Source organism: Lawsonibacter faecis (genome assembly GCF_014287675.1).
Lineage (GTDB): Bacteria > Bacillota > Clostridia > Oscillospirales > Oscillospiraceae > Pseudoflavonifractor > Pseudoflavonifractor faecis.
In genome coordinates this window covers 303,086-316,592 of the sequence record NZ_JACOPQ010000002.1, presented here as the reverse complement: position 1 = coordinate 316,592, position 13,507 = coordinate 303,086, and the positions used below count along the sequence as shown (strand labels likewise).

At 61.6% G+C, this 13,507-nt stretch carries 12 protein-coding genes and 1 tRNA gene; 9 read left to right on the top strand and 4 right to left on the bottom strand.

Annotated elements, in window-relative coordinates:
* The first annotated feature begins 63 nt into the window (after positions 1-63).
* From H8S62_RS03745 to H8S62_RS03710, 8 genes are all read left to right on the top strand, one after another.
* Positions 64-738: a cysteine hydrolase family protein gene (locus tag H8S62_RS03745; protein WP_155149338.1), complete on the top strand. Its 675-nt coding sequence runs from the start codon at positions 64-66 to the stop codon at positions 736-738.
* Between the two features lie 183 nt (positions 739-921).
* A complete protein-coding gene (locus tag H8S62_RS03740) occupies positions 922-1,533 on the top strand; it encodes a 4Fe-4S binding protein (RefSeq protein WP_155149340.1) in 612 nt (203 codons plus the stop codon).
* A gap of 38 nt (positions 1,534-1,571) precedes the next feature.
* Complete coding sequence (locus H8S62_RS03735) at positions 1,572-2,276, top strand: ABC transporter permease (RefSeq protein WP_186918513.1); 705 nt, start codon at positions 1,572-1,574, stop codon at positions 2,274-2,276.
* Entirely contained in the window at positions 2,273-3,175 is a 903-nt protein-coding gene (locus H8S62_RS03730; RefSeq protein ID WP_186918512.1) for a glycine betaine ABC transporter substrate-binding protein, read from the top strand. The genes H8S62_RS03735 and H8S62_RS03730 overlap by 4 nt, the downstream gene beginning before the upstream one ends.
* Before the next feature lies 1 nt (position 3,176).
* Positions 3,177-3,908 (top strand): ATP-binding cassette domain-containing protein, encoded by a 732-nt coding sequence (locus H8S62_RS03725; RefSeq protein WP_186918511.1) that lies wholly within the window; start codon positions 3,177-3,179, stop codon positions 3,906-3,908.
* Positions 3,909-4,027: 119 nt separating this feature from the next.
* A complete protein-coding gene (locus H8S62_RS03720) occupies positions 4,028-4,834 on the top strand; it encodes a cell wall hydrolase (protein WP_155149346.1) in 807 nt (268 codons plus the stop codon).
* 564 nt (positions 4,835-5,398) lie between these two features.
* Positions 5,399-6,211 (top strand): cell wall hydrolase, encoded by an 813-nt coding sequence (locus H8S62_RS03715; protein WP_155149347.1) that lies wholly within the window; start codon positions 5,399-5,401, stop codon positions 6,209-6,211.
* A 179-nt stretch (positions 6,212-6,390) separates the two neighbouring features.
* A tRNA-Gly gene (locus H8S62_RS03710) sits at positions 6,391-6,464 on the top strand.
* Positions 6,465-6,829: 365 nt separating this feature from the next.
* Here H8S62_RS03710 and H8S62_RS03705 read toward each other — a convergent pair.
* Positions 6,830-8,836 carry an MATE family efflux transporter gene (locus tag H8S62_RS03705; RefSeq protein WP_243255293.1) on the bottom strand — a complete coding sequence of 669 codons (2,007 nt, stop codon included), beginning with the start codon at positions 8,834-8,836 and terminating at the stop codon, positions 6,830-6,832.
* A gap of 159 nt (positions 8,837-8,995) precedes the next feature.
* Positions 8,996-9,943: a helix-turn-helix transcriptional regulator gene (locus tag H8S62_RS03700; RefSeq protein WP_186918510.1), complete on the bottom strand. Its 948-nt coding sequence runs from the start codon at positions 9,941-9,943 to the stop codon at positions 8,996-8,998.
* Between the two features lie 114 nt (positions 9,944-10,057).
* On the opposite strand from H8S62_RS03700, the gene H8S62_RS03695 reads away from it, so the two are divergent.
* Complete coding sequence (locus H8S62_RS03695) at positions 10,058-10,696, top strand: DJ-1/PfpI family protein (protein WP_186918509.1); 639 nt, start codon at positions 10,058-10,060, stop codon at positions 10,694-10,696.
* Between the two features lie 448 nt (positions 10,697-11,144).
* Here H8S62_RS03695 and H8S62_RS03690 read toward each other — a convergent pair whose 3' ends face one another.
* Both H8S62_RS03690 and H8S62_RS03685 read right to left on the bottom strand, forming a co-directional pair.
* A complete protein-coding gene (locus H8S62_RS03690) occupies positions 11,145-11,783 on the bottom strand; it encodes a hypothetical protein (RefSeq protein WP_341481008.1) in 639 nt (212 codons plus the stop codon).
* A 181-nt stretch (positions 11,784-11,964) separates the two neighbouring features.
* On the bottom strand, positions 11,965-13,452 hold the full coding sequence (locus tag H8S62_RS03685; RefSeq protein WP_186918508.1) for a recombinase family protein: 1,488 nt from the start codon (positions 13,450-13,452) through the stop codon (positions 11,965-11,967).
* Between the last annotated feature and the right edge of the window lie 55 nt (positions 13,453-13,507).

Below are 13,507 nucleotides of genomic sequence, written 5' to 3'. Positions count from 1 at the left end.
GCCGGAACCCCGTTCGCACGGGCCGCGGGGAGTACCAACCACACTGATAAGGAGGACGCGCGGATGAAAGCCTATTTTGACAACGTGGCCAGGGAAGTCCCTGAGGAGCTGAGGGAGGTCTTCCTGCAGCGCAGGGATACGGCCATCATCACCATCGACATGCACGACGGACACCTCTCCCCGGACCCGGACTGCCCCTGTCCGTCCCCCCGGGGCCGGGAGATCGTGCAGCCGCTCAACCGCTTTATGGAGGAGGGGCGCGCCCTGGGCGTGCCCGTCATCCACGTCCGCTCCACCCTGCGCAGGGACGGCGCGGACGAGAGGCGCTACCCCTCGGCCTGGCGGATGGTCTTCCCCGTCACGGTGGGGGAGATCCCCAACATCGCCGAGCACGCCCTCGAGGGCACCCGCTGGAACGCGATGTCCATCGACGTGCGCGGCGAGGACTATATGGTCACCGGCAAGAAGCGCCTGTCGGCCTTCTATCCCACCGACCTGGAGCTGCTGCTCAGGAACCTGGGGATCCGCCGCATCGTTCTCACCGGCTGCATGACCGACTGCTGCGTCATCAACACCGCCTTCGACGGGGCCAACCGGGACTTCCGGGTGGTGGTGCCCCGGGACCTGACCCGCGGGTCGGAGCACCTGGAGCTGCCCGCCCTGCGGATGATCTCCCTCCACCTGGGGCTGGTGGTGGACTCCGCCGACCTGCTCTCGGAGTGGAAGCGCCAGGCGTGAGCCCGGCCCCCGCGCCGCCGCCGCAAATTTTTGCGGCGGCGGTTTTTTCCTTTTCTATCAGTATCAAATGGAAACCATGTAACGGAAAAGTGCTTACTTTACACATGAAACCGCCGCGCCTATAATGGACTTCGGAGAGGCGGCAGAGGGCTGCCCGGCATACGATACCCGGAGGGAGACAGAATGGACGAAAAAGCGAGAAAGTATGTGGAGCTGTTCCGGACGGTGAAAATCGCCTCTGCGGCGACGGTGGACGGCGCGGGCCGTCCCCGGAGCAGGATTATCAACGTGATGCTGGCCGGCGGCGACGGCATGGTCATCGTCACCTCCAGGGGCAAGCCCTTCTGGAAGCAGCTCACCGACACGGGGGAGGTGGCCCTCTCCGCCATGTGCCCGGACTGCCAGTCCCTGAAATTCCTGGGGAAGGTGGAGGTCCTGGACAGGACCTGGGTGGACAGGGTCTTTGAGGCCAACCCCGGCATGAACGAGGTATACCCCGGTGAGAGCCGTTACGCCCTGGACGCGTTTCGCATCTATGCCGGGCACGGCGAGTGGTTCGACCTGCTGCACTACCCCATCCGCCGGGAGAGCTTCGCCTACGGCGGCTGCGCCGAGGAGCGCTGCGGCTTCGCCATTACGGCCGCCTGCACCGGCTGCGGCGCCTGCGCGGAGGCCTGCCCCCAGAAGTGCATCGTCCCCGGCGCGCCCTACGCCGTGGAGCGGAGCCACTGCCTCCAGTGCGGCCTCTGCGCCGAGCAATGCCCCGCGGGCGCGGTGGAGCGGCTGCACCCCTGACGGGGGGCATGTATTGCGCGCCGCGGGCTGGGCAAAGTATGGCAGGCCCCGCGGGGCGCATCCTGAAGGGGGGAACACCCATCGAAAACCTGATTGAACTGCTCCGGTCCGCCCTTGAGCTCTATGTGGAGCGCTGGGACTGGTTTTTAAATCTGCTGCTGGTCCACATGGGCCTGGCGGCCTCGGCCATTGGGATTGCCGGAACCCTGGGGCTGCTGCTGGGGGTCCTCATCGCCGAGCACCCCCGGTATGCCGGGGCGGTGATGGGGGTCACCAACGTCTTTTACACCGTCCCGGCCATCTCCCTGCTGGGCATTCTGATCCCCTTCCTGGGGATCGGGAACAAAACGGCGGTGGCCGCCCTCACGGTCTACGCCCTCATGCCCATGGTCCGCAACACCTACGCGGGCCTCACCGCCATTGATTCCGACATTGTGGAGGCCGCCAGGGGCATGGGCAGCACCCGGGCGCAGATCCTCTTCCGGGTCAAGCTGCCGCTGGCCCTGGGGGTCATTCTGGCGGGGCTGAGGAACATGGTGGTCATGTCCATCTCGGTGTGCAGTGTGGCCTCCTTCATCGGCGCCGGGGGCCTGGGCGTGGCGATCTACCGGGGCATCACCACCTATAAGCCGGCCATGACCTTCGCCGGCAGTTTGCTGATCGCGCTCCTGGCCCTGGCCTGCGACTTCCTGCTGGGCCGGGTGGAGCGCCACTACAAGAAGAAATGGAGATTGACCATATGAAAAAGAAGCTGCCGGCGGCCGCCATGGCCGTTTTGCTCCTCCTCTCCGCCGCGGGATGCGGCGCGCCGAAGGGGGAGGCGGGTCCGGTGAAAATCGCCACCAAGCCCATGACTGAGCAGTATATCCTGGGAGAGATGCTGGGGCTGCTCATTGAGGACGCGGGCTACACCGTGGAGATCACCAAGGGCATCGGCGGGGGCACCAGCAATATCCAGCCCGCCATGGAGAAGGGGGAGTTCGACCTCTATCCCGAGTACACCTCCACCGGCTATGTGATGGTCCTGGACCACGACGCCGCAGGCGTGACCGACGACGAGATCTGGGAGACCCTCCGGACCGAGTACCACGACAAATACCGTATGGCCTGGGTGGGACAGTACGGCTTTAACAACACCTTTACCGTGGCGGTGCGCGCCGCAGCGGCGAAGGAGTACGGCATCAGGACCTGCTCCGACCTGGGGCGGGCCTCGGGCGGGCTGGTCTTCGGGGGCAACCCGGACTATATCGAGCGCGCCGACGGCTTCAACCTCCTCTGCGAGACCTACGGCATGGACTTCAAGGACGTGCGGGACATCGACATCGGCCTGAAGTACGCCGCCCTGGCCTCCGGCGACATCGACGTGACCAACGCCTTCACCACCGACGCCCAGCTGGCCGTGGCCGACGTGGTCACGCTGGAGGACGACCTCCGCCTGCAGGTGAACTACTTCTGCGCCACCGTGGTCCGGGAGGACGCGCTGGAGAAGTACCCCGGCCTGGAGGACGCCCTGAAGAAGATGGAGGGCATCCTCACCGACCAGGAGATGGCGGCGCTGAACTATCAGGTGGAGGTGGAGGAGCGGGGCGAGCGGGACGTGGCCCGGGCGTTCCTGGCCTCCAAGGGCCTGCTGGAGGAGTAAAGTGGAGGAGCTTGCCATCCGTTTTGACCACGTCTCCAAGCGCTACGGGGAAACCCCTGTGCTGGACGATTTGTGCCTTGACGTGCGTAAAGGGACTTTCCTTACCATCATTGGCCGCTCGGGCTGCGGCAAGACCACCGCCCTGAAGCTGGTAAACGGCCTTCTCACCCCGGACGGCGGCGCGGTCTATGTGGACGGGGCGGACGTGGCCGCGTCGGACCCCATCGCCCTGCGGCGGCGCGTCGGCTACGCCATCCAGGGGGTGGGCCTCTTCCCCCACATGACGGTGGCAAAGAACATCGCCTACGTGCCCTCCCTGTCCCGCCGGTGGGACAGGGAGACCGGGGCGCGGCGGGTGGGGGAGCTGCTGGAGACCGTGGGACTGGAGCCGGAGATGGCCGGGCGCTACCCCGGCGAGCTCTCCGGCGGCCAGCGCCAGCGTGTGGGCATCGCCCGGGCCCTGGCGGGGGAGCCGGACATCCTCCTCATGGACGAGCCCTTCGGCGCCGTGGACGGGATTACCCGCCGGGACCTGCAGGACCAGCTTCAAGCCCTCTGGCGGCGGCTGGGACTCACGGTGGTCTTTGTCACCCATGACATCCGGGAGGCCCTCAGGCTGGGCAGCTTGGTGCTGGTGATGGAGGCGGGGCGCATCGCCCAGCTGGCCCCGCCGGAGGAGCTGTGCGCCCACCCCGCCGGGGGCTTTGTGCGGCGCCTGCTGTCGGACAGGTAACGCCGCGCGCCGGCCTTCCCGTACCGGACCCAAACCCCGCTGGCAAATCTTACGCCTTGTTCCAGCAGGCCAAATAAGTTACAATTTGGTTACAAACCTGGACAAAGGATGTGTGACCAATGGGACGACCCCTGCGCCTGGCCCTGGGCCTGGTACTGGCGGCGGCGCTGTGCGGCAGCGCCGCCGCCGTGGAAATTGAGGTGGACGGGAGGCCGCTTGTCAGCGACGCCCCGCCCCAGATTGTCAACGAGACCACCTACGTGCCCCTGCGGGCCGTTACACAGGCCCTCAGCCCCGGGGCCGAGGTGGGCTGGGAGGGCCGGGCCGTGGTCCGGGGGGCGGGCCTCACCCTCACCGCCGAGCCGGGCGCGCCCTACATAGAGGCCAACGGCCGCGCGCTCTACGTGAAGGACGGCGTTCTGGCCCGACAGGGGCGGACCATGGTGCCCATCCGCGCCCTGGCCCGGGCCATGGGGGCCGCGGTGGAGTGGGACGCTTCCACGGGCACGGTCCGCGTGTACAGCGGCGGCGGACCCATCACCGCCGCCTCCTCTTATTATAAGGAGGACGAGCTCTACTGGCTGTCCCGGATTATCTCCGCCGAGAGCAGGGGGGAGCCGCTGACGGGCAAAATCGCCGTGGGCAACGTGGTGCTCAACCGGGTCGGGGACGGCGGGTTCCCCGACACCATCTACGGCGTGATTTTCGACGACCGCTGGGGCGGGCAGTTCGAGCCGGTCCGCAACGGCACGATATACGCCCCGCCCACCGGGGAGAGCGTCCTGGCGGCCAAGCTCTGCCTGGAGGGAGCCGACATCGCGGGGGACAGCCTCTATTTCCTGGCCCCCGCCCTGACCAGCAACCACTGGATCATGGAAAACCGGCCCTATGTGATGACCATCGGAGCCCACTGGTTCTACCGATAGGGAAAAATCCCGGCCAAATTGGCCGGGATTTTTCCTTATCCTGGGAGAAAAGCGCCCCGGGACACGGAAAAATGAGAAAAAATTTTGCGGAAACTTATGTAAATCTGGGCCGGGCCGGGCTTCTTCCAGTATTTATCTAGCAGATGAGCCTTTTAATGGCTTTCTTATACTGAATCTGGAAGAAAACAGCCTGAGACAGAGGGCCGGGCGGCGGGGACGCTCTGGAAAGACCTTCGGCAGATGGAAAAATCATCCTGCCTGGGCAGCCCTTGGGCCGCAGGCGATAGAGCGGTTTTTGCACAGCAAACCGGGGGCCAAGTCCTATGTGGGAGGGGGACGCCGGGAGGGGCGAGGTCCGCGAAATATCCTGTTTTTTCAATTTAATGAAAATTTATGGTTAAGATACCAGCGGGGAGGGTATGCTATTGTCACCGTTTGTAACCAATAAAAGGTCAAAAAAGTGGTCGAAAACCGCTTGCGACAAAAGTTTTCCTTGCGTTTCGAGGAAAAGTGGGTTACAATACGGTAACAAAATTGAAGAAAAGGAAACAGGAGTACATTGCTATGAAAAAGCGAGTTCTTTCTGCGGTCCTCTGTCTGACCATGGTCATCGCACTGGCCGGACAGGCGACCGCCGTGGAGAGCCCCAGCATTCGATTGGACGGCGAGACCCTCCCCATGGAGACCGCGCCTGTGGTCATCAACCGCACCACCTATGTGTGCTACTGGTCCGTTGTGCGGGCCATGTATCCCGACGCCACCGCCGCCTGGGAGAACGGACAGGCCGTGGTGCGGGCGGAGGGGCTGACCCTCACCATCCAGCTGGGCGCCAAATATCTGGTGGCCAACGGCCGGTATCTCTACTTCCCCGACGGCGTGCAGGTCCGCGACGGCAACATCTTGGTGCCCGTGCGCACCCTGGCCCACGCCCTGGGCGCGGACGTGACCTGGGATTCCGGCAGCGGCGCGGTGGAGCTCCGCTCCGGGACCGGGCCCATCCTCTCCGGCGACCAGTACTACAACGCCGACAACCTCTACTGGCTCTCCCACATCATCTACGCCGAGAGCGGCAACCAGCCCCTGGACGGCAAGATTGCCGTGGGCAACGTGGTCCTCAACCGGATGAACAGCCCCATGTTCCCCAACACGGTCTACGGGGTGGTCTTCCAGCGCAACCAGTTCACCCCCGTGGCCAACGGCAGCATCTACCTGGAGCCCAACGAGGAGAGCGTCGCCGCCGCCAAGCTCTGCATGGACGGCGCCAACACGGCGGGCAGCAGCCTCTACTTCGTGAATCCCCGCACGGCGCCCAACAGCTGGGCCTCCCGCAACCGCCCCTATGTGGCGACCATCGGCGCCCACGCCTTTTTCGGCTGAACAGGATATGGACAGGCCCGGCCGTCGGCCGGGCCTGTCGCTTGTCAAAGAAGCCCCGAGGGGCTTCTTTTCTCCTCCCCCCCGGCGGGGGGGAGGAGAAAAGAACTCCGATTTTTGCAAAAATCGAGCTTGCCAAGCCGGGAAACCTGTGCTATAATATCAAAGTCGATTTCCCTTGTGCAGGTATAGTTCAGTGGCAGAACGTCAGCTTCCCAAGCTGAATATGAGGGTTCGATTCCCTTTACCTGCTCCAAAAAGAAAGACAGAAAAGATTTTATCTTTTCTGTCTTTCTTTTTGGGTTCCGCCGCCTTTGGCGGCTGCACCCGGTTTATTTGATCTGCCCGGGCGGAGTGAATCCGCCCGGCATCAAGGTTTTGCCCGCGGGCAAAACGCTTGTACGGCGCAAAAGCGCCGCCCCGCACGGCGGGGCCCCATCTCCCTCATCTTGATTCTGCTGTATTGGGGCAAAAGAAGGACAGAAAAGAGTTTATCTTTTCTGTCCTTCTTTTTCGTGGGCGGAGTGCCGCTCCGCCCATTTTTCTTATCTACCCGGCCGTACCCGAGTGATGTGAAGGGCAGGTGAGGAAGGCCTCCCCCGCCCGGGATACCGGGCCGAATCAGCCTCGCAGATTGATGTAATCACAGATCATGCCGGCGGCGGCGTCAACACCGCAGGAGCTGTCGATGCAGAGGTGATAGCCGTGAGGATCGCCCCATTTGCCGCTCGAAATACTGTTGTAGTAGGACGCGCGCGCAGCGTCGGAACGGCCGATGCTCTTCTGCGCCTCGTCCTCCGTGTCGCCGTACATTTCCATCACCTTTTTGACACGGTACTCTTTGGGGGCATGGATGAAGACGCGGACCACATCGGGGTAATCGCTCAGTACGCAGTCGGCGGCGCGGCCCACAATGACGCAGGAGCCGCTGTCGGCAATCCTGCGGATGATCTGTTCCTGGGCCACGATTGCCTGCTGAACGACGTCTGTGCTGAGGTACAGGGAGCGCAGCGCCTCCGGCGCGTTTTCATTGATGTCCGAGACAAAGCGCCGGTCCAAGCCGATCTCCAGCGCAGCCAGCGCGGTCATCTCCTTATAGTAGCAGGCCACGCCCATCCGCTCCGCCACAAGCCGGGCGATCCGCTTCCCGCAGGAGCCGTGCTCGCGGGCGATGGTAACGATTACGCCTCTATGGGAGGGGCGGATGACTGCATTTTCCGGGACGGGCTCCCGGCCTTCGCCGGACTCCATTGTTTTGAAATAACGCACGGTCAGGCATACGGCGACGATCATGCCGATGACATCTGCGGCGGGTGCGGCAAACAGGAGCGCATTGATGCCGCTGCCCGCTTGGTTTCTCTCAAAAATCGAAGGAATCAGAATCACCAGCGGCACAAAGCAGACGATATCGCGGGTCAGCGACGCGATGACCGCCACGACGGGCTTGCCCACGGCCTGAAAGAAGATGGAGGACATTTTGACTAGACAGGTAAAGACGACGAGCGACAGGAAAATACGGAACGTGCGCGTTGCATATTCGAGGTAGAGCGCATCGTTTCCGGAGCCGAAAATGTTGATAACAGCCTGCGGGCAAATCTCAAAAACCAGTGTGGACGCAACGCCGACCGCCAGGGTCGCAATGAGGATGGCGCGGTACGTTTCTCTGACGCGATCATATTTTTTCGCGCCGTAATTATAGCCCAATATCGGCTGTCCGCCCAGGACGATGCCGACGACGATGTTGATGACAATGGTAAAGACCTTTGTCTCGATGCTGATGACCGAGATGGGAATATCCTGCCCGTAGACGGAGGCGGCGCCGTATTTGGCGAGCATGATGTTGCAGGTCAGGGAGATGACCACAATGGACATCTGGGTGATGAACGACGACGCGCCCAGCTTCAGGGCATTGCTGAAAATTGGAAACTGGGGCATAAAGCTCTTTTTCTCCAGCCGGAAGCTCTTCGTTCTGAAGAAGTAGAGTGCGCTGACGAGGAAAGAAACGCTCTGCCCGATCACGGTTGCCCATGCCGCGCCGGCGATCCCCCGGTCCAGGCCGAAGATGAATACCGGGTCAAGGATGATATTCAAAATCGCGCCAAGGGACATGGACGCCATGGAAACCGCCGGACTTCCGTCCGCGCGGATGACGGCGTTCATCATGTTCATCAGCATGAAGGCCGGGAAGAAGCTGAGTACGATGGTGAAGTATTCCGCCGCCATTCCGAGGGTCTGATCCGACGCGCCGAACACGCGGAGCAGCGGCTGCTTCCATACCGCGCAGAGAACCAGCATGACAATACTGAGAATCAGTGTGAGCGTTATGCCGGTTCCGATACAGCGGTGGGCATTCTGCGTGTCCTTTTTCCCCTGGCAAATGCTGAGATAGGCGGCGCAGCCGTCCCCGACGCACCACGCGAAGGCCTGTGCGATGATCAGGATGGGAAATACAATTCCCGTGGCCGCGTTGCCGAGATACCCTAACGCGCTGTTGCCGACAAAAATTTGGTCGACGATGTTGTAGAGGGCGCTGATGAGCAGGGAGAGGATACAGGGGATCGAAAATTTCACCAGCAGCTTTGATATTTTTTCCTCACCCAGCATTCGGTTCTGCATTGCTTGTTCCATGGTTCTCCTCCTGATACGGAATATAAGATTTGGAGTCTTTATCGGAGAAAAGCTGCCTGAAAACTGCGGAGGACAAAAAAAGAGTGCGTAGAATTCGTTCGGAATTCTACGCACTCAGCTGTCCAACATCATTATAATATCATATTTTTCTTTCCAAAGTCAAGTTTTGCCCGCCTCCCCGTCATACACGGCGGCGACGGCAAGGATTCTGCGCCTCATCTCTGCGCGGACGTGGGGCGGCTCCACGCACTCGCATTTCGCGCCGAAGCCCAGAAGAAGATCGTAGTGGTAATCGTTTTCTATGAAAGGGAAGCGCACTTTGTAGTGCTCGTCACCGTCCGGAGTAAAATTCTCATAGGCGCAGTGGTCAAGCACCCTGTCCATGACGGATTTGTGAATGCGGATTGTGATGCAGGTCTGCAGGGTCTCCAGCATTTCCGTAAAGTCCAGGGCCGGTTTTGGAGCGTCCCGGGGGGTAAAGGTCTCCTCCCCCATGCGCAGGTTCGACATGCGGGACAGCCTGAACAGGCGGAAGTCGCTTCTGCTGCGGCAATACCCCTGCAAATACCAGCGGCTGCCCTTCAGCACAAGCCGGCACGGCTCGGCGGTCCGCGCGGTTTTCTTTCCGTGGTGGGCGATATAGTCGAAGGCCAGCAGCCTGCTCTCCTGCAGCGCCTCTTTGATGAGCTCCAGACAGGGCTGTATGCCGCCGCTGCCCATCCACGGGCTTAAATCGATACAGATCTGATTTACCCTCAGCTCGATTTCCCCCGCCCTGTCGGCGGGGATTAAGCTCCTGACCTTGGCCAGCGCGTGCACCAGCTCGTCGCCCCGCACCATGCCCGAGAGGCTGGAGAGCCCCATCAGGAGGGCGGAGAGGTCGTCCGTGGAAAAGACCCTCCTGTCGAGCTTGTATTCCTGCATGATTTCAAAGCCGCCGCCCACCCCCGGCGCGGCGCGGACGGGAATCCCCGCCGCGCTGATGGCGTCGATATCCCGGTAGATTGTGCGGGGGGATACCTCGAACATATCCGCCAGCTCCCGTGCGCCGATGCGCCGCTTATCGAGGAGCACCATGAGAATGCTCACAAGCCTGTCAATCTTCATCCGTCAGCCGCCGTCCCAAATTTATTTTTGATCGCTGCCATAGTGCTGTCAGCAATTACATGGTACTATCATAATGCGGATAAATCAATGTGGCAATGAAAACGGAGGAAGTTTATGTTTACAATCTATGTTTATGTTCTGGATACCCTGGCCGACTGGGAGCTTGGGCATGTGACCGCGGAGCTGAATTCCGGGCGGTTCTTCCGGGCGGGCGCGCCGCGCGTATCCCTCAAGACGGTCGGCGCTTCAGGGGAGCCGGTCCGTACCATGGGCGGCCTGACAATCGTGCCCGACTGCCGGGTGGGCGACGTCGCTGTGAGTGAAACCAGCGTGCTGCTCCTGCCGGGGGCGAATACGTGGAACGATCCCAGGCACGGCGCCGTGCTCGAAAAAGCGGGCGAACTGCTCCGTGCAGGCGCCGCGGTGTGTGCAATCTGCGGGGCCACCGCCGCGCTGGCCGGCCTGGGGCTGCTGGATGGCCGTGCGCATACCAGCAACGGGGCGGGATTTCTTGAAATGGTTTCGCCGGGCTATCAAGGGCAGCGCTTTTATCGGGACGAGCCGTCGGTCGCGGACGGCAACCTCATCACGGCGGGCTCCACCGGGGCGCTGCTGTGGGCGAAGCAGATCATCGGGCGTCTGGGCGTTTTTGAAGCAGGCACGCTGGAGGCGTGGTACGACTATTTCCGTACCGGCGAGGCCGGGCATTTCTTCACCCTCATGGGGACGCTGCCGCCCGAACATGGAAATTGACCCGCCGTCCCGGACGGAGCCGTCGGGCATATCCGGTGCCGCCGGGGCGGCAGGGCGGCCCGCCTGTGGGGGCGGGCCGCTCTGTTTTACCAGGTAATCAGAGCAGTTCACAAATTGTTTACAAGAAATTTATGCAAAGCAGACAAATGTCTTCTTGCTTTTCCTGGAAGATGAGGTATAATAAGAGCACAACAGAAGAAAGGAGGTACAGCGTATGTATTTTAAGGACATCCACAGCACGGATGTCGACGAACTGATTTTTGGCTCTGACGAGAGCGTTATCATCAGCGAGCGGTAATTTCCGTGCGACAGCAGAGAGGTCCCACACCATGAATGTTGGTGTGGCTTTTTTGTTTTTATAGGCGTCTCCCCGGAGGCGCGCCGCGTGAAACTGCGGTGAAAAAGGCCGGCCCCTCACAGGGCCGGCCTTTTTCAATCTGTGCGGAGCTTAGGTGCAGCAGCCCTTGACGCTCTGGTAGTTGTCGCAGGGGGCGCCCATGGCGTTGGGGGGGAAGAACTCGTTGACGGGGAACTTCACATGGCGGAAGATCTCGCAGGGGTCGTCCTCGCAGCTACCGCCGCCGCAGCCGCACTCCTTCTCGGGCATGCAGTAGTCGTAGACGGGCATGAGGAGCTGGGTCTCCCGCTCCAGGCGGATAATGGAGAACTGGCCCAGGGTGACATAGACCCGCTTGCCGTCGTTGCCGAAGCACAGGTCGCTGCCGAAGCAGGCACAGATGCAGGGGGGGATCTCGGTGAGCTCGCAGTCGCAGGGGCGGCACTCGCAGACGTCCACCAGCTTCATGTTGAGCACGATGGGGTCCACCGCCTCTACAACGGCGGTGGGGAGATTGCTCTTCATAATGTTCTGCTCGTCCAGGCCGTCGAAGACGACCTCGGAGGAGAAGACCTTGGCGTTGCCCTCGCTGCCGAAGAGAATGACGCGCTTGTCAAAGACGCACAGGCCGCAGATCTGCACGGGCCGGGCGGCGCCCACAAAGGCGTCGGCGGTCACGCGGTAGAAATAGCGGACGTCCACGGTGTAGAAGCCGCGGTTGAAGCCGATGGGCTCCACGTCGATGTACACGTACAGGAGCTCGGCTGCGCCGGCCTTGATGGAGATGGCCCGGTCAATGGCGCACTGGGAGCTCTGGGTGGGGTAAAAACGCAGATCCTCGATACAGTCCTTGTCGCAGGATATAGCACCTTATAGAAACTTGAACCCATTGCGCCGCAAGAGTTTGTGGATTGGGCATATTGACGAACGCTTACAAATAGCCCTTTACGTCCAGTTTGAGCTGGAAATCACGGGGCTTTGTCTTTTTCTCCTTGGTGTACCAAATGACGTTGACCACGCTCTTGAGCAGGGCGTTTCGGTTCGCGGCGTCGGCGGCGTCGTAGGCGTCCAGGACGGCTCGGATCTGCTTTGCCACGGCTGGAGGGTCTGCGCGGTCGGCGTCCCGTATGGCGCGGCTGAGCTCCGCCTCCTGGCGCTCCAGGCCGGAGAGCTTGTCCTTTACCTTGCCCATACGCTCCCGGTATGTGGGGAGGTCATACTCGCCAATTTCCAGCAGCTCGTGGAGCTTGTCCTTCTGCCTGCCGGTGGAGGCAATCTCCTTGCGCACCATGGCCAGGGACTCCTCCAGCGGGGCGATATTCTGCGGGACGGCCTCCGGCTTGGACAGGGACAGCTCCGTCATAATCTCACGGAGCTGGTGGAGGACCTGCGCCTCCACATACTCAAATTTGGCGCTGGCGCAGCAGCCGACAGTGTTACAGAGCAGGTATGGGCCGCCGTGCATCATTAGGCGCTGCATATTCTTCCCACATCGAGCGCACTTGACGAGACCGGCCAGGGGGCTCTTGATGGTGCCGTCATTTTTGCTGGGGGTATAGCGCCCGCGCATAATCTCCTGCGCCCTGTCAAACAGCTCCCGGCCAATGATAGCCGGATGCTGGCCGTCGGTGACGATCCATTTCTCGGGCGGATTGTAGATCGTAATTTGCTTCGGGTTGCCCCGCACGCCCTTTTTGATGTGACTCTTCTGGTTCCACGCGACTTTGCCCACATAGACGGGGTTGGTCAATATCCTGGCAATGGAGGAGCGGGTAAAGGTGTCTGAGCGGCGCGGGCGGGCCCCCAGGGCGTTGATGTGCCGGGCGACGGAGACGCAGCCGTAGCCCTGGGTATAGAGCTCAAACATCATACGGACAAACTTCGCCTCCTCCTCGACGACTTCAAGGGTGGGGTGGCGGTCCACAGTTATTTTGCGGTAGCCATAGGGGGCGTTGGCGACATACCAGCCGTCGTTGATGCTCTGCCGCAGTCCGCGCTGTAAGCGCTTATTGATGATCTTATACTCGCGGCGGGACATAAACGTTTTAAACTCGGCCAGCTCCGCGTCCATCTCATCGGACAGGTCGTAGGTCTTTTCCGGGGTGATGATGAGCGTCCCCGATTCGGCAAAGGTGTCCAGGATAATGCCCTGGTCCTTCATGCGGCCACGAGAGAGGCGGTCCAGGTCCATGACCAAGACCGCCTCGTATTTACCCGCTTCCACGTCCTCCAGCAGCCGGAGCATCTCAGGCCGGGCATAGAGAGATTCGCCGCTTTTGACCTCGGGGTAGGTCTCTATAATATTGATGCCGTTGGCGGAGGCATAGTCGGCCAGGGCCTTGCGGTGCCGGGCAAGGACCTCTTCCGTGTCCATGCCCTCCTCCATCCGGGATTTGCGGAGATATTCAGCGGCGTCCATGGCGGGCTCCTCTCTGTCTGACAGATTCAAATCCGCAACCGGTTGCGGATTTGAT